Source organism: Rhodococcus sp. 15-2388-1-1a (genome assembly GCF_002259145.1).
Classification (GTDB): Bacteria; Actinomycetota; Actinomycetes; order Mycobacteriales; family Mycobacteriaceae; genus Rhodococcoides.
The window spans coordinates 203,758-222,671 of the sequence record NZ_NPFP01000003.1; the positions used below are offsets into that span (position 1 = coordinate 203,758).

The following is an 18,914-nucleotide window of genomic DNA, read 5'->3' on the forward strand; positions in this document are numbered from 1 at the left end:
TCACGTCATCACGGACGCCCCAGTCAGTCGGCGCACATCGTGGATCGTCACCCCTGGAGCCACTTCACGCAGCGCGAAACCCCGTGGCGTGACGTCCAGAACGCCGAGGTTGGTGACGATGCGGTCCACCACCGCGCGTCCGGTCAGCGGGAACGCGCACTGCTGCACCAGTTTGGGAGTGCCGTCTTTGCCCGCGTGTTCCATGACGACGATGACGCGGCCTGCACCCGCAACGAGGTCCATGGCCCCGCCCATCCCCCGCACCATGTGACCGGGCATCATCCAGTTGGCCAGGTCGCCGGTCGCCGAGACCTCCATCGCGCCGAGCACCGTCACGTCTATGTGTCCGCCGCGGATCATGGCGAACGACGTCGACGAGGACACGAACGATGCGCCGGGGAGCACCGTGATCGGTTCGGTTCCGGCATTGATCAGGTCGGTGTCCAGACATTCCGGCAGGGGCGTCGGCCCCACGGCCAGGACTCCGTTCTCGCTGTGCACGGTCACGCCCAGCGAGGACGGCAGGTGATTGGCCACGCGGGTGGGTAGCCCGATGCCCAGGTTGACGCTCTGACCGGGACGTAGTTCCTGCGCGGCTCGCCGCGCCATCTCGTCCCGGTTCCAGCCGAGTCCGGTCATGCGACCACCTCGTCCGGTACTTCGACCACACGCTGGACGAACACGCCGGAAAGCTGAACGGAGTCGGGATCGAGTTCGCCGGGTTCGACGATGCGCTCGGCCTCGACGACGGTGATGCGCCCCGCCATCGCCACGTCCGGGTTGAAGTTCTGCGCCGAGGCCCTGAATATCGCGTTGCCCGCCGTGTCGGCCACCGCAGCACGAACGAACGCGTAGTCGGTCACGATGCCCTCTTCGAGCACGTACTCACGCTCGCGGCCACCGAGTCCGAATCGGCGAATCTCCTTGGGAGCAGACGCTTTCACCACGTCCCCGGCCGAGTTGTACCGATGCGCCATACCGCCGTCGGAGACGAGGGTGCCGACGCCGGTGGGGGTGAAGAAGGCAGCGATGCCCGCTCCGCCGGCCCGCAGCCGCTCGGCCAGAGTCCCCTGCGGTGTCAGCTCCACCTCGATCTCGCCGCTCATGTACTGCCGCGCGAACTCTTCGTTCGATCCGATGTACGACGCGATCACGCGATCGATGCGACGGTCGTGCAACAGCAGGGCCAGACCGGCTCCGTTCACCCCGCAGTTGTTCGCCACGACGGTCAGGCCCGAAGCACCCTGGGCGCGCAGTGCTCGCACCAGCGCCCACGGCACTCCGGCGGTGCCGAATCCCCCGACGCCGATGCTCGCGCCGTGAGGAATGTCGGCGACGGCCTCGTCGGCCGACATCCGTTTACCGGCCCGCACGGCCGAATTCGAGGTCACAGCAGCACCAACCCACCGTCGGGACACAGCGTCTGACCGGTGATGGCCTGACTCTCCGGCTGCACCAGGAACGCGACGACGTTGGCCACGTCGTCGGGGACCAGTGGACGCGGAAGTGCCTGCCGGCGTAGTACGTCGTCCTTGACGTGCTGTTCCATACCGCCGACCGGCGGTGGCGTCAGGCCCGGTGCCACGCAGTTCACCGTGATGCCCGACGCGCCGAGGGAGCGTGCCAACGAGCGTGACGCACCGATGAGCGCGCCCTTGCTGGTGATGTACGGCAGCATGTCCGACACCGGCGGTGGGTTGAAGAAGGTGTCGGACACGAGGAACACCACGCGTCCGAATCCCCGCTCGCTCATGCCCGGTTCGAGTTCCTGGACCAGCCACAGCGGCGCTTCGACGTTGACGGCCATGACGTTGCGCAGCACCGCGGCATCGAGATCGGCGAGAGTCGCGCGCTGAAACGAGACCCCGGCGTGGACGAGGACGTCGACGCGGCCGTGTTCGGCGAGCACCGCCCGTGCGGCTGCGCGCACGGCGTGTTCGTCGGACAGGTCGACCGCCGGATCACCGTGCAGGTCGAGTGTCACCACGTGGTGGCCGGAGGCGCGGAGTCGGTCGACGACAGCCGATCCGATGAATCCCGCTCCTCCGGTCACCAGTGCGACGGGGGCGTCGTCAGCCACCGAATTTGCTGTTCAGGCCGCTGAGTGCACCGTCGATGTCCGCTCCGATACCGACGCGGGCACCGTCCTGCATCTCCTCGGGCACGTCGGCCTCGATGGCGTATTCCACCTCGGAGCCATCGCCCGCTTCGCGCACGGTGAAGGTGGCGGCGAGGTGCTGCATCGGTCCGGGCTGGCCCGGCACCAACTCGTAGGTGAGCGATCGGGCGGCGTCGTCCTGGGCCGCGATGCGGTCGAAGACCGAGTCGCCGCGGGAGAAGTCGACCTTGCGGCTACCGTCGGCCTGCATCTCCACGGCGTCGATGTGCGGCTGCCAGGAGGCGTAGCCGCCGAAGTCGCTGACGAAGGACCAGACCTCGTCGGCCTTGGCGGTGAGGGTGGTCGTCTTGCTCAACTGAACGATGGTCATGGTGTTCTCCTCGAATTGTGTTGGTAGGTCTAGCTCTTGGCTGCAGCGAGTTTGGCCTCGGCGGCCGGGACGCTGAGCATCTCCATGTCGCCGGGCAGCGCACCGCCCATCCCTTGGAGCGCTCCGCCGGTGTGCAGATCGCCCGTGTCGATGGCGACACCGCCGATCGTCGCGAGAAGATCCGTCACCAGCTTCTTCGCGTCGTCGTCGTCGCCTGCCATGTAGACCGCGTGCTGAGGATCGGCTCCGGCCGACAGTGTGGTCGCCATGATGTGGATGGGAGTGACGTTGAGCGCCTTGACCACTCGCGCGCCCGGTATGTACTCGGCGACCACCTCGCTCGAGATCCGGCCGCCGATGTCGATGACGCCCTGCGGTCCGGGGGCGGTCCGGTTGTTCGTCGTATCGACGACGATCTTGCCGTCCCAGTTCTCGACGACCGAAACGGCCGCGGCGGTCTTGCCCCACGGGGTGGCGAGGAAGACGAGGTCGGTGCTGTCGACTGCCTCCTGCACCGTTCCCGCGGAGCAGTGTCCGTTGAACTCGTCGACGATGTCCGCCAACGATTCCGGGCCGCGCGAGTTGCTGAGGATGACGTCGTGTCCGGCCCGAGTGAACAGTCCGGCCAATGCCTGACCCATCCGTCCGGCTCCGATGATTCCTATTTTCATTTCTCTCCTTCTGTGGTGGTTGTTGTCGCCAGGTCCGCTTCGCTTGCGTCCCATTGGTCCCCGCCCAGGTAGCTGGCTCGGACCAGCCCCTTGTCCTGCAGCAGTACGTGGGCGTCGTGTCCGGCCGAGATGTCGCCGTGGGCCATCAGGTAGGCCCGGTCCGAGATTCCGAGGGCGAGCTCCACGTGCTGCTCGACGAGCAGGACGCCGCAACCGGTGTCGTCGGCGAACCGGCGGATGACCGGCAGCAGTGCCTGCACGATGACCGGCGCGAGCCCGAGGCTGAGTTCGTCGAGCAGCAGCAGCGCCGGTTTGCGGGCAAGCGCCCGGCCCACGGCCAACATCTGCTGCTCGCCTCCCGAGAGAACTCCTGCGAGCCGGTTGCTCAGCGACGTGAGCGCCGGGAAGTAGTCGAAGGCGAGGTCTGCATCGAGAGTCTCACCGCGCCTGCGCAATTTGAAGTGCTCGGCGACGGTCAGACCGAAGAACAGTCCTCGGTCTTCGGGCACATGCGCGATGCCGCGGCGCGCCCGGTTGGTCGGCGACAGTGCCGCGAGGTTCTCGCCCAGCAGGCTCACTCCACCCTCGAACGAACGAACCAGCCCCGAGACTGCTTTGAGAGTGGTGGTCTTGCCTGCGCCGTTGGGCCCGAGCAGAGCCACGACCTCGCCCGAAGCGACCTCGATGCCGATGTCTCGGACGACCACCGATCGCTGGTAGCCGGCCGAGAGATGATCGACGCTCAGAACCGCGCTCATGTCCGATCCTTTCCGGCTGGGGCGACGTCGTGACCGAGATAGGCCGAGATGACGCGGGGGTCGGATCGCACGACATGCGGGAGTCCCTGCGCGATCACCTGACCGAACTCGAGGACGACGACGTAGTCGCAGGTGCCGAACACGAACGAGATGTCGTGGTCGATCAGCAACATCGGCGTTCCGTGATCACCCAGGTTCCGCAATTGCTTTCCGAGAAAGGAGCTTTCGGTCGTGTCCAGGCCGGCGGCCGGCTCGTCGAGGCACAGAATGGCCGGCTTGGACGCCAGCGCCCTGGCGATTCCGACGAGTTTGCGTTGTCCCTCGGAGAGCTCGGTGGGCAGCGCCTGGGCCAGGTGGCCGATTCCGACGTCGTCGAGAGTCTTTGTCGCACCGGCGATATCGTCGACGCCGAGGCCGAACATGCCGGCGATCGTCGATCTCACGGTGGGCTGGCGTGAGGCCACGGCGAGGTTCTCCGCCACCGTCAGGTCGTCGAACAGTTCGACGGCCTGCCAGGTACGGCACAGACCTTCTCGCACTCGTGCGTGGGGACGCAGGCCGCTGACGTCGCGGCCACCGATCTCGATGGACCCACCGGCCGGGACGAAACCGGTGATGGCGTCGACGAAGGTGGTCTTGCCCGCTCCGTTGGGTCCGATCAGGCCGACGATCTGGCCCGGGCGTACCTGCAGGTCGACGCCGCGCAACGCATGGACTCCGCCGAACCGTACTTCGATGTTGTGTGCTTCGAGAACGTTGGTCGTCATGTTCGTACGCTCTTCATCCGTGGCAGTTCCGGCACGAGGGTGTCGATGCCGGTCGTCTTGCGTTCCTTCTTGATCGACCTCGACACGAGCAGGCCGTCCGGGAAGAACCGCAGTTGGAGCAGCAGACCTCCGCCGATGAGCAGCTGCACGTACAGGGAGATGTGGTCTGCGGGGAGCACGTATTTCTGCAGGATCAGCGGTATCACCGAGCCGATCGCTCCGAAGCCCGCCAGCACGGCTCCCTGCGGCAGCGTCACGCCGAGTACGTAGACACTCGCCACCAGGGTCAGGGCGACGGAGATCCCGTAGCTGTTCGCCGAGACGGTGCCGAACTGGTAGGCGTACATCACTCCCGCCACTCCGGCCAGTGCCGAGGTGATGCCGAAGGCGACGATCTTGACCGTGCGCACGTTGACTCCGGCTGCGGCTGCGGCACGTTCGTTGGAGCGGATGGCCAACATCTGACGACCGAGGTCGCTGTTGCGCAGGTAGACCACGCCCATGTACGCGAGGGTGGCGACCACCAGCGCGACGAGTCCGAACACCGGGCTCGGTAATGCGCCGTCCAGTCCGCGCAGACCCGAGTCGGGTCCGAAGTTGAATCCGAACAGCGTGGGTGAGGCCACGGGTGCCCCGGTCTGTCCTCCACCCCACTCGGAGTTGGCGAACACGAATTGTTCGATGGCCACGGCGGCGGCGAGGGTCACCACCACCAGGGTCACTCCGCGCACTCTCAGGGCCGCGGCTCCGATCCCCACGCCCAGTGCCGTTGCCGCGAGAACGGCGATGATCGGGGCGGCCGGGAAGCCGAGACCGAATTCGGTGCCGAGCCGCGACACCGCGAACGCGGCGAACCCGGCGAGCGCGAGTTGCACCACCGACAGCTGCCCGACGTATCCCATGATGACGATGAACGACAGGCACAGGACGGTCGCGACCAAGCCGGTGGTGATGGCCTGGCGTAGGTCCGCGGGCAGGACGAGCAGTGCGATCGCTCCGACGACGAAGACCGGGCCGACGCGGCGCAGCAGGTGCTCCTGACGGGGTACCGCCGGAAGCGAGCGTCCGACGAATTCGCCGCGCTGCGGCAGTGTCGAACCCTTCCACCACAGTGCGATGACGATCAGCAGGAACTCTGCGAGCTGCTGCAACCCGGGTGGGGTGATTCCGTCCTGCGTCGGGAACCAGGCCATGGTCGAGGCGTAGGACAGCAGCGACTCCGCCATGCCGATGAGAAGACCTGCTGCGCAGGCAATTCCGATCGAGCTGAACCCCGCGAACAACGCAGCGGCCAAGGCCGGGATCACCAGCAGCGGCAACGTCGAGGCGCTGACTCCGACGATGGAGGCGGCCAGGATGCCGACGAAGCCGGCCGTGACATAGGCGAGTACGGAGTTGGCCAGCGAGATCGACGACGGCGACAACCCGGCCAGTACGGCCGAACGCTCGCTCTCCGACGCCGCGCGGGTCGCGATTCCGAAGCGGGTGAAGCGGTAGAGCGCCGCCAGTGCCGTCGAGATCAGTACGACCACTGCGGCCAGAATCAGTTGTGCCACCGGCACTGTCACGCCGCCGACCTCGACGACCGAGTCGGTCAATACCGCTGGGCTGTTGAGCGGAGCGGTGCCGAACACGAGCTGGACCACCGCTTGCAGCAGCAGCAGTACGCCGATGGACGCGACGAGTTTGGCGAGCGGCGAGGCGGATCTGAGCGGTTTGACTGCGGCGAACTCGACCATGACGGCGAGCAGAGCCATTGCCAGCAGCGTGACCACTATTGCTGCGGGAGTGGTCAATGCGGGGGCGAAGAACCCGGTGCGCAGAGACCAGAAGAGGTAGCCGGCGACCATGACCACGGCACCGGCCGCGATGTTGATCGTTCCGCTACCGCGCCAGCTGAGTACGACGCCGACCGCGATCATCGCGATCAGTGCGCCGGTACCCAACCCGAGCAGAGCGAACAGGAAGACGGTATCCATGCGCTACGCCCGCCCGAGTCGAATCGTGGGCCCGGCCATCACGCGAGCGGTGCCGGCGAGAGATCGAAGTGCTCCTGGGCGAACATCTGCGCGAAGGTCTCCCACTGCAGGCCCACATTGGTTCGCGCCGTGGACATGTCGCGGTAGTAACGCTGCATGCGTGAGCCGTTGCGGCCGCCTTCGCTGGTTCCCGAGGTACGGAACAGCAACTCGACGGCTTCCCAGGCGAGGTTGACGGCGTGGTGGGTGCTGGCGTTGATGTTCATCAGGTCCTCGGGCTCGAACTCGCCGCCGTCCTGTACCGACGACGCGCACAGCTCGGAGTAGTGCTGGCTCATCTTCACCAGAATGTCCTCGGCCGCACGGATCTTGCCGGCCGCGACGCCCCAGTAGCGCTGGAAATCCGGGGACGTGAAGCGCGGAAGTGGGTTGGGGCCCATGGTCTTCTTGGTCCGCAGGATGCGCTCGTATTCGTCGAGCGCGGCCCAGGCGCAGCCCACCAGTACCGAGGTGATCTCGAGCTGCAGGTAGCCCATGGGATGGCCTGCGTACATCGGATTGCCGTGCAGCTCGTAACCGGGAGTCTTCAGTCCGCCGCGGAACTGCAGCAGGCTGCCGCGCACCACGTTCTCCTCCGGCACCGCGGTGCCGGTGACGGTGATGCTGTTCGAGCCGCTGCCGCGCATACCGAACGCGCGCTCTTTCCAATCGTCCTGCAGGATCCAGCCGTTGCGCGGAACGAGCGCCAGTCCCTGGCCGGTCTTCTCGCCGCCCTCGACGAGCCGCACCGCAAGAATGGCGTGGGTCGAGTAGGGCGATCCCGAGCAGTAGTCCCAGGTTCCGTCGACGCTCCAGCGACCGTCGTCCTGCAGCGTCGCGGTGCCCATCGGCACGCCGCGCATCGGGGCTGCGAAGTCCCCGCCGGGTCCGATCGCCTCGGATTGCGCCTTCTCGTCGAACAGTCCGCCGATCTGCAGTCCGTGGCCGGACGCAAGGCACAGGCACCAGCCCGAACCCGGGCAGCCGCGGGCGATTTCGATGATCATCCTGACGAACGAGGTGACGTCGTATTCGAGCCCACCGAAACGCTGTGGGAGCAAGGTGCGGTAGAAGCCGGCCTCCTTGAACAGTTCGTGCGTCTCGGGCGAGTAGGTGCCGCGAGCGTCCGTCGAATCCTGTTCTGCGAGCAAGTGATCACGGAACGATCGCGCTCGTTCGATGAGGACTTCCGGACTCGACGCGGGGCTGGAATGTTCGACGGTGTCGTTGGCTACAGCGGTCATGATGGTCTTCTTTCTCGAGAGTGTGGGGGCTGTCGGAGATCGATGTGTCAGGAGCCCGATGGTTCGAGCCAGTCGGTGAGCGCGGTGTACGAGCCGTTGCCGGTGTATTCGAAGACTCGAGTCTGGGCACCGCACAGGCCCGGCTCGGCGGTGTTCGCGCCGCAGGCGACGGTGGCGCTACCCAACAGCAGCGGGCCGGTGAAGGACTTCGCCTGTTCGGCGATCGCCGGCGCGGTTGCTTCGGAACCGCCTGCAGCATTGAGGAATCGCGTCGCTGTGGCGACCAACCCCCACGCGAGGGCGGCGTCGGGAGTGGCCTGGGACGTCTCGGACAGTCCGGCGGTCGTCGAGGCCTCGATGTACGACTGGACGTCGGGCTGGCTCATGTCGGCGACGTTGGTCTGGGTGGAGATCTGCTGCCACTTCGGTGCGTCGCCGCCGAGTCCCTGCGCCACCTGGTCGGTGAAGCAGAAGGAGCCGGCTCCGATGATGGGGGCCGTCACGGCCAGCGTGTCGAGGGCCTTGGCCGCGGCCACGCAGGTCGGCGGAGTCGAGACGAGCGGCACGATGGCATCGGCGTCCGATGCCCCCGAGGCCACAGCTGCGGCGGTGAGGTTGGTGGTCGACGGGTCGAAGCCGACGGCCTTGACCTCGATGCCGACCGAATCGAGTGCAGTCTGCAGAACCTTTGCACCGTCCGCACTTTGAGCGTTCTGCGGGTAGATCAGCGCCACCGACTTCGCGCCGACCACGGTGTCCAGGTAGGTCGTCAGTCCACGGAAGATCGACGACGGGTTGCCGTTGTAGATGAAGACGTTGTCGCTCTGAGCGTCGGTGGAGCTGATGGAGTTGGCCATCAGGATCGGCTTCTGCCCCTTGTTGACCGCCAGGAACGACTGATTGCCGGTGATGGTCGAGCCGAACAGCACGGTCCGAACGTCCGGATCGTTGACCAGCTGCAGGCCGCAACTGTTGCCGTCCTGCTCGTTCTCGACCACGAAGCACGTCTCGAGCTTCAGCGGATGCCCGTCGATACCGCCGAGGTTCTCGTTCACGTACTTCACGGCAGCCTCGGCACCGTCGGTGGCGGCCGGGAATCCGAGGGCACCGCCCTGCTGATTGACCCATCCGATGGTGACGGGTTCGAGGCTCTGATCGGCTGCGCCTGCGGTTCCTCCGGTGTAGTCGACCAGGTCGGTGACCGCCGAGGTGTTGGTCTGGTCCGTTGCTACGGCCGTCGAGCCGCCGGTGGCGGTGCCGGTCGGTGATGCCGCTTCGGCGGCGCAGCCGGCGAGCACGGCCGACATGGTTGCCGCGATGACCATCAACTTCGCGGACTTCGACCCGGCCCTGGTGGGACGGGAGGGAGTGAGAGACATTGGGGTTCTTCCTTCGAGAGCGCGTGCGGGGTGCTCACGCGGTCTCGTGGACTACTCGCGTGGCCTTCATGGAATGCGATTCCGAGGTACGGAATCGAGACTAGCCATGTGAGGGCCATCACACAACCCTCGATACCTTCGGGTTTTCTGTGCGTTTCGACCCTCGCCTGACAGTCGATCAGGATGCGTCGGACTGCAGATGCACATCGAAGAAGGCGAAGACCTTCTTCCAGCCGTCCACCGCCTGTGCCTGCTGGTAATGCGGATGGTCGGTAGCGAAGAACCCATGTCCCGCACCGTCGTAACGATGAAACTCGAAATCTTTGCCGAGCCTGGTCAGCTCACGTTCGATGTCGTCGACCTGCGTCGGATCCGGATTGGTGTCGTCGTTCCCGAAGATCCCCAACAGCGGAGCCGACATGTCCGGAGCCCGATGAATGACTCCCCGCGACGGGGCGTTCGGCTTCGTCGGATCGGGAGCCTGCGGCACGATGCTTCCGCCCCAGCAGTCCACGGCGGCGTCCAACGCCGGAACGTCGCACGCCGCGAGGAAGGCCTGCCGTCCGCCGGAGCAGAATCCGATCACCCCGGCCTTGCCGTTGGATCCGGGCTGCGATTTCACGTAGTCGGTGGCCCCGGCGATGTCGCCCATCACCTGGTCGTTGGGCATGGCCTTTCCCAATCCCTCGGCCCGGGCCGCCGCAGCGACCTCGGCCCAGTGCCCGGGACCGCGGCGGTGATAGAGATTCGGCGCGAGGGCCGCGTATCCGCACTCGGCGAACCGTCGGACCACCTCTTTGCACCAGAAGTCGAGCCCGGGTGCGTGGTGCAGCACGACGACGCTGCCCACCGGCTCGGCAGCGGTCGGGCGAGCCGAATAGCCCTCGATGCGGTCGCCGTTGTGGCCGCTGAACGCAACCACCTCGGCGATCATTCCTTCTTTCAACGCTCTTCTCCTCCGCGGTCCCGGCCGGGTTTCCTACGCCGCGACCATCTCGTCGAGGCGGCTGCGCAACTCCTCCTCCGACAGCGAGAGATCGATGGGCTCACTGAACGGCTGCGGCCATTCGATTCCGGTGTGCCAGTAGACCTCCACTCGGTTTCCCTCGGGGTCGCGGAAGTAGCAACCGAGCGCATTGCCGTGATTGCTGATGTGGTCGATGTCGTACTTGCGCTCCACTATCTGGGCATAGAACGCACGCAGGTCGGCCAACGAATCGACGACGAACGAGAGCTGCTGCGGATCGGTGTGGCGTTCGAGGTTCTTCGCGAGCAGAATCTCGTGGTGCTCCTCCGACGGCCGCGAACTCAGAAAGACGCGGCGTTCGTCGCGGTCGGTGACGGTCATTCCGAGGAATGTCGAGTAGAACTCCATCATGATCTCGGGGTCGGAGACGAACAGTCCGACGTGGCCTAGACGGGTGACTTTGGGCATGAGAGTGAGCCTTTCGGTGATGTGGTGGATGGGAATTGAAGGGCCTGGCAGTTCAGATGAACGAGACCGATCCGGTGACGACATCGAGCAGATGGTCGAGATCGTCGGGAAGCGCGTCGCCGCGCCACGCGACATGGTGATCCGAGCGGATCAATGTCGCTCCGGCGGAATACAATTCACACAGATCGGTGAGGTCGGGATCCTCGACGGTGAGGATCTGCAGTGGCACGTTGCGTTCTGCCGCAGCATCGGTGAGAGCGCCGTGTTCGACGTCGCCGAGGACAAGGAGCGTGAAGCCGTTCCCCAGGTGGTCGTACAGCGACGAGCCGTCCGCGAGCCAATGATGCGGTGCACGATTACCGGGATAGGACGACGGTACGTAGTCCTCGAAAGACGGTGCAGGTTGGTCGGTTCCGTCGCGGTAGATGATGGGAGACGACGAGTAGCGGTAGCCGAGTTGGCCGCCCATTCGCTTGAACTGACGGGCCTTCTGGATCGCGATGTCCTCGGCCACCTGGGCGCGGATCGCTTCACCGACGGGGCCGTCGTCCTCGATACCGTCGCGCACCAGCTCGCGGGAGCCCACGGCCTGATTGCTCTCGCAACCGGCGAGGATGAAGCGCGCCGCTTCACCGCGTTCGATGCTGTAGCTCGGGAGCATGAGGGGACCGCCCCAACCGTCGATCAACGCGGCGAGTTTCCAACCCAGGTCGGCGGCGTCACCGATGCCGATGTTCATGCCGAATCCGCCCATCGGCGAGACCATGTGCGCCGAGTCGCCGGCCAGCAGTACGCGGCCGAAGTCGAATCGAGGTGCCTGGATCGAGTGCGTGATGAAGGTGCCGCCCGCGAGTGGCTCGACCTCGAATTCCTCGCCGATTGCTCGAAAGAGCATGGCGCGGCACGCTTCCCAGTCGTCACCGTCGACGTCCTCGGGTACGGGCGAGCAGAAGTAGGCCCAGTGATCGGTGCCCGACTGCGGCACCAGACTGTCGCCGGCACGGTCCTCGTTGTAGAACAGCAGCATCGAGGCCATCGGAGTGGCCTTCCACAGCTCGGCCAGTGCCGGAGCCTTGATGTGCCACAGGAAGCTGCGTGCGAGGTTGGGATGACCTTCCATTCGGACGTTGAGGCCGTCACGACGTAGTCGGCTGCGACTGCCCTCGGAGACCACCATGTACTGCGCCAGCAGCGTCTGTTCGCCGTCCGGGGTGGCGACGGTGACGGTCACCCCGTGGTCGTTCTGCTCGAATCTCTTCACTTCGTTCTCGAAGCGCAGATCGATGAGAGGAAGGGACTTCACACGGTCCCGCAGCGTCTTCTCGATCGCCTCGTTCGGGGCCCATTCCGCGACCTCGGACGCGATGGGTAGCCGCTCCGACCACTCGTAGGCGCGGGGAAACCTCAAGACCTCGTGACCGGTCAGGCGGGTCACGAAGGCCACGTCACGGTAGACCAATGGGCTCACAGGATCGTTGTCGCGCAACGCATCTGCGATGCCCCAGCGCCGGAAGTGCTCCATGGAGCGAACGTTGGTCATGTTGGCGCGTGCGACGATCCGTTCCTCCTCCGAACGCTTCTCGAACAGCACGCTCGGGATACCGCGAAGGGCGAGATCGATGGCCAACGCCATCCCCACCGGCCCCGCACCCGAGATCGCGACGGGTACTTCGTTGGAACGAGATGCCACTGTCCACTCCTCTGAATTCCATGAACGATTCCATCTGGTGGAATGTGTTTCCAAGATAACAGCGGGTTTGAGAAGTGGCAAGCATCACGTTTCGCTACTGACGGGTACTGCGGCCGCGAGCTGGGCGTTGCCGGCGGGGCCTGGGTGTCGTTGGCGGGTCCCGATCTCGCAAACGCGCGCGCATTCGCCATACGCGTGCAAATTCGTGACGCGAAACCACTCGCGTTCAGCAAACGCGCACGTGTTCGCGAGACGGGGGTGGCGGTGCGCAATCGGGCAGTGCCGAGCGAGGATCACGCGTGCGATATCGACAGACCCCGGTCAATTCCGCGACAGCACAATGGTTTCCCCGACGATGTGTACGATCACCGCCATGAGTGCCCCACCTTTCCCTCGCATGCAGTGGGTGCCCGGCGGCCAGTTTCGGATGGGGTCGGACTGGGCCGACTATCCCGAGGAGGCGCCTGTTCACGAGGTGACCGTCGAGGGTTTCTGGGCGGACGAAACTCCGGTGACCGTCACCCAGTTCAGACGGTTCGTCAAAGCCACCGGGTACGTGACGGTGGCGGAGCGGCCGATGGACCCGGCGGACTATCCGGATGCGGATCCAACGCGTCTGGTGCCGAGTTCGCTGGTGTTCACCCCGACGCAGGGCCCGGTGGATCTGACGAATTGGCAGGGCTGGTGGGGGCTGATCCCGGGGGCGAACTGGGCGCATCCGGAGGGCCCCGGGTCCGGTATCGACGGGCGCGAACTGCATCCGGTCACGCATGTGAGCTGGGAGGACGTGCACGCCTACGCACAGTGGGCGGGCAAGGAACTACCCACCGAGGCCGAGTGGGAACGCGCGGCTCGTGGCGGATTGAACGGCGCGCCCTATGCATGGGGAGACCAACTGGCACCGATGGGTACACAGTTGGCCAACTACTGGATCGGGGAGTTTCCCTGGCAGAACCTCAAACCGGTCGCCTATCGTCGGACCACGGCCGTGCGTTCGTATCCGCCCAACGGCTACGGCCTGTACGACGTCACCGGAAACGTATGGGAGTGGACGGCGGACTTCTACCGCACCGACCACAGCGAGACCGCCACCCATGCCTGCTGCGGACCGGCAGTCGATCCGCGGGTCGCGTCGGCCGAGGGCAGCCACGATCCGAGCAATCCCGCCGGGACCATCTCGCGTCGGGTCATCAAGGGCGGATCCCACCTCTGCGCCGAGAACTATTGCCGCCGTTATCGTCCCGCAGCTCGGCAGGCGCAACCCGTCGACTCCGGGATGTCCCACATCGGGTTTCGCTGCATCGTCAGAGGCTCTGCACCGACTCGCTGAGCCAGAACGCGCGGTCAGTCGGACCGAACACGACTCCGCGGCGGCCCGGCAGGCCCGCATCGCCCGCCCTCGCGTAGTGCGACCACGGTCCACCCTGCTCCGATGACGGATAAGGCCACAACAGCTCCAATTGCGATCATGAGACCACAATGGACTGGTTTTGCGTCGAATAGTGCAGTCCAGTGTGCGAGAGTGGCCTGTATGGATCCTTTCGACGCAACGGCGATCTCGGCCCCGGAGTTGGCAGCCCGGATCGACCCGTCGACGTTGCGGAACAGATCCGGCGGCCCGCTCTACCTCGAGATCGCCGACGAGTTGCGGCGGTTGATCGAGAGCGGGGAGGTGTCGGCTCAGACGCGACTTCCCGCCGAGCGGGCATTGTCGATCAGTCTCGACGTCAGTCGGGTCACGGTCGCGTCGGCCTACAAGCATCTTCGCGAGGGTGGGTGGATCAGCGCGCAGCGAGGATCGGGTACCTACGTTTCACCGACGGGGTCCTTGCCGTCCTGGGGTTCTCTCGCCGGCGACCGTGACACCGCGACACTCGAATTCGTCAACGCGTCACCCTCGGCTTCTCCCCTGCTGGCCGATGCGTACGGCGTTGCGTCCGAAAAGATTCGAGACCGGTTTCCCTTGGGCGGGTACGCCCCACTCGGCCTGTACGAGCTCCGCGAGTCGATTGCCGCGTACTACCGAGGACGGGGAATGCCGACCACCGCGGAGAACATTCTCGTCACCTCCGGTGCCACCGACGCCATCCACGCTGTGTTGGCGACGTTCACCGAGCCGGGTGCCCGGGTATTGGTCGAGCACCCGACATATCCCGGTGTCGTCGAACTCGCCCACTCCCTCGGTGGCCGATGCATCCCGGTGCCCATCGACCCCGACCACACGGACGAGTTCGTGGCATCAGCAGACCGAGCTGCGCGGCAGAGTGCGCCGACTCTCGCATATTTCATGCCCGACTTCTCCAATCCGTCGGGTGCGCGACTCCCCCTCCGCACCCGTCGCCAGCTGTCCGCGACCATGCACCGACACGCCGTACTGACCATCGTCGACGAGGTGGCGGCCGATCTGTCTGTCGACGGTTCACCGGACATCGAACCCTTCGGTGCCGCCACCCCGGACGTGGCGACGGTGACCATCGGGTCGACGAGCAAGACGGTGTGGGGTGGCCTGCGAGTCGGGTGGGTTCGCGCCGAAGCCGGCCTGTTGGCGAGGATCGCCGCAACCTATGCGCGACGCCAACTTTCGGTCTCGATCATCGATCAACTGGCGGCAATCGAGTTGTTGGGTCGATACGACGAGGTGCGACGAGTCCGCACGGAGGCGTCGAGAATTGCCCGCGACCACACCGTCGCACTGATGCGTGACCAGTTGCCGGATTGGCATTTTCGAGTTCCCGACGGCGGATTGGCCCTGTGGTGTTCCCTACCCGACGGCATCCGATCCAGTGCGCTGGTCGCGGAAGCTCACTCTCACGGCCTGTTGCTGGCACCCGGACTGCGCTTCGGAACGGGCTACGCCTTCGACGATCGTCAACGCATTCCCTTCACGCGGTCACTGCCCGAAATCACCTCGGCTGTAGAGATTCTCGCTCGCCTGTCGTCGGAGAACACCCCGGCACCGGCCGTGGCGTCGAGCACGCCTGCTGCGGTGGTGTGAGCCCCGACGTCGATCGCAAACGCGCGCGCGTTTGCGAAACGCGCGCGATTTGGTCACCTGTTCGCTAGCGGAATCGCGCGCATCTGACGAATGCGCGCGCGTTTGCGACGTCGCAGGGCCGGCAGCACTCAGGGCCGGAGGGACTGGACGATTGCCGTGACACGCCGCTCGCGAGTGTCGTCGCGTTTCGCATCCGCGACAGCCCTCGCGTGTTCCTTCCGCGTCGACGGTGCCAGCGCATCGAACGCTGCTCGGACAGCGGGATCCGCGTCCAAGGCTGCCGCCAGTGCCGGCGGTATCTCGATCACCTGCGGCTGGTCGTCCAACTCGATGGTCACGTCGACGGTGTCGCCGGCCTCCACGCCGAGTGTGGCGCGAACACTCTTGTTGAGCCCGAGCAGATTCTCGCCGCCCATCCGGCCGATGCGACCACGCACCGTTTGCCCACCGATCGTGAACCGAACCGGCGGAGTTTTGGTGGAACCGAGGGACGCGACCTGCTCGTCAGTGAGCACAATGGCCGCTGCCGGGCCCCGTGATTCGAGGACCGTGGACACCCGCAGAACCGTTGCTGCCATGCGGACAGGCTATCGGTCACGGGTGCGCTCAGTGTCCACAATTCGCGACGAAACGCGGGATTCCGTCACCGGCCTCGAATAGTGGACAGTCAGCGCACCTGCCCGACAGTAATCAAGCCCCGGCTTCCACGATTCGCTTGATTGCCGCCAGGGTGCGCGGTATGCCGTCGAGTGCCGCCTGGCTACGAGTGTCGATCTCCGTCTGCGCATCGTCCCCGAACTTGCTGTGGAAGAAGTCGATACCGCCGGGCAGGAAGTTCCAGTTCTCGGTCAGGCGGGTGCCACCGTCCACCGATTCGAGGGTGTAGCCCCAGCGGACGAAGTTGTCGCCCACCACCCACGCGAATTCACGACCGGGTTCGGCTGCAGCCACTGTCGACACGGTCTCCCACGTGCGACCCGGCACCACGTTTCGGCCGGTGAAGGTAGATCCGACACCGCCGCCGTCGGCCTCGTTCCACCAGCATTCCTGGCAGATCGGGCTCCATTCGCCTGTTCGGGTGATGTCGGAGACAACGGCGTACACCTTGTCGACCGACGCAGCGACGACAATGGAATCGGAAAACTCGAGTGCAGTCATCTCTCCATTGTCCCTCCGAAGGCCACGAAGCTGTGAGCAGACTCGCTGCCCACAGCAGAACTATTGGCGTGCAACCGAATTCGGATTCAGACTCGGATCATGAGCGAATCACCCCGAATGTTCCCGCCCGAACTTCGCAACCAACTACTGCGGCACCGAGTCCTGGTGCTCGACGGCCCCCTCGACGACGACAACGGCACCGTCCTCACCACCCATCTGCTGACGTTGGCCGCCGACAACTCCTCGGCCGACATCGCCCTGTGGATTCACTCACCGGGCGGGTCGGTTCCCGCGATGCTCGCCATCCGCGATGTGATGAGACTCGTCCCGTGCGACGTCTCGACCCTCGCCCTCGGATTGGCCTGCAGCGCTGGTCAATTCCTGCTGTCGTCCGGCACGCGTGGAAAGCGCTATGCCCTGCCCCATTCCCGGATACTGATGCATCAGGGGTCCTCCGGCATCGGTGGGTCGGCCGTCGAAGTGGAGGTACAGGCCAACGATCTGCGCCATACCCGAGATACGGTGCTCGGTCTCATCGCCGACGACACCGGGCAAACACGCGAGCAGATCTTCGACGACTCTCTGCACGATCGATGGTTCACCGCGGAGGCTGCCCGCGAGTACGGGTTCGTCGATGCGATCGTCGACTCGTTCGATCAGGTGATGCCTGCGCGGCGGGTGTCGTTCGGAATGGAGTTGGCCCGATGAGCACGTACACGATTCCCAATGTCATCACCCGAGATTCGCGCGGCGAACGCGTCGTCGATGTCTATTCGCACTTGCTCAGTGAGCGCATCGTCTACCTCGGTACCGGTATCGACGCCGGGGTCGCCAACGCGATGATCGCACAACTGCTGCATTTGGAGGCCGACTCCCCCGACCAGGAGATTTCGATGTACATCAACTGCGAGGGTGGCGATACCGCTGCCATGCTCGCCGTCTACGACACGATGCAATTCATCGGATCACCCATCGCCACAACATGTGTGGGGCAGGCCGTTGCGGCGGGAGCCGTGCTGCTCGCAGCGGGAGCGCCGGGGCGTCGTTCGGCACTGACTCACAGTCGGGTGGTGTTGCATCAGCCCGCGGCGCAGGGCCGCGGCACCATCCCCGATCTGATTCTGGCTGCCGACGAGGTTGTCCGGGTCCGGGCAGAGATGGAATCGATCCTTGCAAAACACACAGGACGTGACGCGGCGAAGCTTCGCCACGACACCGACCGAGATCTGGTGTTGACGGCCTCCGCTGCTCGCGAGTACGGCGTCGTCGATCAGGTCCTCGAGGGACGTCAGGCAGCCATCAACGTCGCATCTCCGCGAGACAGGTCCTGATGCGCGAGGCGTGAGATGTCGGCCATCGATGTGCCCAATGCGCCGACGACGGCCGCGAGGATTTCGCTCGACGGATCCTTGCGGCCGCGTTCGAGCTCCGACAAGTATTGCGGCGCAATGCCTGCGCGCGCGGCGGTGTCGGCGAGAGTGTCTCCGCGCGCGTGTCTGCGCTCGCGTAATCGTCGGCCGACCACCTCACGCCACAAGGGTTCCACTGCGCGCGCTGCTCGACGCTCATCGATTCGTATGACCTGGCCCATGATCGGAGCCTAAGCCGAGATCCTCCAGCGGGCTTTCGATTCTGCTCAGAGCAGAGAGTATGTCTCGCGAATCCGAACTGCAGCACGCTCGAACTGTGCAATTCCCGTACTCGGCTCGCCCTTTCATCAGCGTCCGCTCCCCGGCTCTGTTCACTGTTCCACGCCCTCGCAAAACCAACGAATCAGCGACGGAACGTGCTGGCATACTCGGACGATGCACCGCCTGTTGTTCGAGCACCGTGAGTGCGTTTTGACCGGTAGTTGGACGCCGGAGCACGGGGTCGAGGTCGCGTCGTCCACGTTGCCCGCGCCGTGGTTGACCGCGCTCGGTCGATTGGGCCACGACCTGCATGTGCGTCAATACGGCCCTCGCATCGAACATATCGATTGGGCGGCCATGTACGACCCTGACGGCGGCGCAGTGTGGCTCGAAAGCGCGGTCACCGTGGAGGGGCGAAATCCGGATGGGCTCGGCGGCAATGGAACCGGCGCGCAGGTGGACGACGACGTCGAGAGGGTGCTGGTGTCGATGGCAGATCTGGTTCAACTGCAAGTGGCCAATGCCCACACAGCCTGGCCGTGGGGTGATGAGGGTGGTGTCATGGGACCTCATCTCGTCGATGATGTCGCCGTGTGGATCGATCGAACCGGCCGAGCGACGCCTATAGGCGATCTCACGGAGAGGCGCTGACTCTTTTGGCAAGACCATCGTGGACCGC

At 65.4% G+C, this 18,914-nt stretch carries 21 protein-coding genes; 5 read left to right on the forward strand and 16 right to left on the reverse strand.

Going from position 1 to position 18,914, the window contains the following annotated elements; all coding sequences use genetic code 11:
- From CH302_RS02780 to CH302_RS02840, 13 genes are all read right to left on the reverse strand, one after another.
- Positions 1-639, reverse strand: a complete 639-nt coding sequence (locus CH302_RS02780; protein WP_037193885.1) for a 3-oxoacid CoA-transferase subunit B — start codon at positions 637-639, stop codon at positions 1-3.
- On the reverse strand, positions 636-1,355 hold the full coding sequence (locus CH302_RS02785; protein WP_037193883.1) for a CoA transferase subunit A: 720 nt from the start codon (positions 1,353-1,355) through the stop codon (positions 636-638). The genes CH302_RS02780 and CH302_RS02785 overlap by 4 nt, the downstream gene beginning before the upstream one ends.
- A gap of 32 nt (positions 1,356-1,387) precedes the next feature.
- Entirely contained in the window at positions 1,388-2,080 is a 693-nt protein-coding gene (locus tag CH302_RS02790; RefSeq protein WP_037193880.1) for an SDR family NAD(P)-dependent oxidoreductase, read from the reverse strand.
- Entirely contained in the window at positions 2,073-2,489 is a 417-nt protein-coding gene (locus tag CH302_RS02795; RefSeq protein ID WP_037193878.1) for an SRPBCC family protein, read from the reverse strand. The genes CH302_RS02790 and CH302_RS02795 overlap by 8 nt, the downstream gene beginning before the upstream one ends.
- Before the next feature lie 29 nt (positions 2,490-2,518).
- Entirely contained in the window at positions 2,519-3,160 is a 642-nt protein-coding gene (locus CH302_RS02800; protein WP_037193876.1) for an NADPH-dependent F420 reductase, read from the reverse strand.
- Positions 3,157-3,918 carry an ABC transporter ATP-binding protein gene (locus CH302_RS02805; protein ID WP_052047936.1) on the reverse strand — a complete coding sequence of 254 codons (762 nt, stop codon included), beginning with the start codon at positions 3,916-3,918 and terminating at the stop codon, positions 3,157-3,159. The genes CH302_RS02800 and CH302_RS02805 overlap by 4 nt, the downstream gene beginning before the upstream one ends.
- Positions 3,915-4,685 (reverse strand): ABC transporter ATP-binding protein, encoded by a 771-nt coding sequence (locus CH302_RS02810; RefSeq protein WP_037193874.1) that lies wholly within the window; start codon positions 4,683-4,685, stop codon positions 3,915-3,917. The genes CH302_RS02805 and CH302_RS02810 overlap by 4 nt, the downstream gene beginning before the upstream one ends.
- The gene (locus CH302_RS02815; protein WP_052047935.1) at positions 4,682-6,664 is read right to left on the reverse strand and encodes a branched-chain amino acid ABC transporter permease; all 1,983 of its coding nucleotides are present in this window, start codon (positions 6,662-6,664) and stop codon (positions 4,682-4,684) included. Before CH302_RS02815 ends, CH302_RS02810 begins: the two co-directional genes overlap by 4 nt.
- Before the next feature lie 38 nt (positions 6,665-6,702).
- Entirely contained in the window at positions 6,703-7,947 is a 1,245-nt protein-coding gene (locus CH302_RS02820) for an acyl-CoA dehydrogenase family protein (RefSeq protein WP_052047934.1), read from the reverse strand.
- Positions 7,948-7,994: 47 nt separating this feature from the next.
- Positions 7,995-9,326, reverse strand: a complete 1,332-nt coding sequence (locus CH302_RS02825; protein ID WP_052047933.1) for an ABC transporter substrate-binding protein — start codon at positions 9,324-9,326, stop codon at positions 7,995-7,997.
- Between the two features lie 178 nt (positions 9,327-9,504).
- Positions 9,505-10,272, reverse strand: a complete 768-nt coding sequence (locus tag CH302_RS02830) for a dienelactone hydrolase family protein (RefSeq protein WP_037193871.1) — start codon at positions 10,270-10,272, stop codon at positions 9,505-9,507.
- A 33-nt stretch (positions 10,273-10,305) separates the two neighbouring features.
- Positions 10,306-10,761 (reverse strand): VOC family protein, encoded by a 456-nt coding sequence (locus CH302_RS02835; RefSeq protein WP_037193869.1) that lies wholly within the window; start codon positions 10,759-10,761, stop codon positions 10,306-10,308.
- A 52-nt stretch (positions 10,762-10,813) separates the two neighbouring features.
- Entirely contained in the window at positions 10,814-12,451 is a 1,638-nt protein-coding gene (locus tag CH302_RS02840) for an FAD-dependent monooxygenase (RefSeq protein ID WP_082323776.1), read from the reverse strand.
- A 373-nt stretch (positions 12,452-12,824) separates the two neighbouring features.
- Here CH302_RS02840 and CH302_RS02845 point away from each other — a divergent pair, with 373 nt between their 5' ends.
- On the forward strand, positions 12,825-13,781 hold the full coding sequence (locus CH302_RS02845) for a formylglycine-generating enzyme family protein (RefSeq protein WP_037194168.1): 957 nt from the start codon (positions 12,825-12,827) through the stop codon (positions 13,779-13,781).
- 201 nt (positions 13,782-13,982) lie between these two features.
- Positions 13,983-15,446: a MocR-like transcription factor YczR gene (gene yczR / locus CH302_RS02850; RefSeq protein ID WP_037193867.1), complete on the forward strand. Its 1,464-nt coding sequence runs from the start codon at positions 13,983-13,985 to the stop codon at positions 15,444-15,446.
- A 128-nt stretch (positions 15,447-15,574) separates the two neighbouring features.
- On the opposite strand, the gene CH302_RS02855 is transcribed toward yczR, so the two are convergent.
- Both CH302_RS02855 and CH302_RS02860 read right to left on the reverse strand, forming a co-directional pair.
- Positions 15,575-16,024: a YdeI/OmpD-associated family protein gene (locus tag CH302_RS02855; RefSeq protein ID WP_037193864.1), complete on the reverse strand. Its 450-nt coding sequence runs from the start codon at positions 16,022-16,024 to the stop codon at positions 15,575-15,577.
- Between the two features lie 112 nt (positions 16,025-16,136).
- Positions 16,137-16,604, reverse strand: a complete 468-nt coding sequence (locus CH302_RS02860) for an SRPBCC family protein (protein WP_037193862.1) — start codon at positions 16,602-16,604, stop codon at positions 16,137-16,139.
- 99 nt (positions 16,605-16,703) lie between these two features.
- Here CH302_RS02860 and CH302_RS02865 point away from each other — a divergent pair, with 99 nt between their 5' ends.
- Positions 16,704-17,312, forward strand: coding sequence for a ClpP family protease (locus tag CH302_RS02865; RefSeq protein WP_037193860.1), 609 nt, complete (start codon positions 16,704-16,706; stop codon positions 17,310-17,312).
- Positions 17,309-17,935, forward strand: a complete 627-nt coding sequence (locus CH302_RS02870) for a ClpP family protease (RefSeq protein WP_037193858.1) — start codon at positions 17,309-17,311, stop codon at positions 17,933-17,935. The genes CH302_RS02865 and CH302_RS02870 overlap by 4 nt, the downstream gene beginning before the upstream one ends.
- On the opposite strand, the gene CH302_RS02875 is transcribed toward CH302_RS02870, so the two are convergent.
- Entirely contained in the window at positions 17,893-18,195 is a 303-nt protein-coding gene (locus CH302_RS02875; protein WP_052047931.1) for a helix-turn-helix domain-containing protein, read from the reverse strand. The two genes, CH302_RS02870 and CH302_RS02875, sit on opposite strands and share 43 nt — an antisense overlap.
- Before the next feature lie 214 nt (positions 18,196-18,409).
- Between CH302_RS02875 and CH302_RS02880 the strand changes: the two genes are divergently transcribed.
- Complete coding sequence (locus CH302_RS02880) at positions 18,410-18,886, forward strand: hypothetical protein (protein ID WP_037193856.1); 477 nt, start codon at positions 18,410-18,412, stop codon at positions 18,884-18,886.
- Positions 18,887-18,914: the final 28 nt, after the last annotated feature.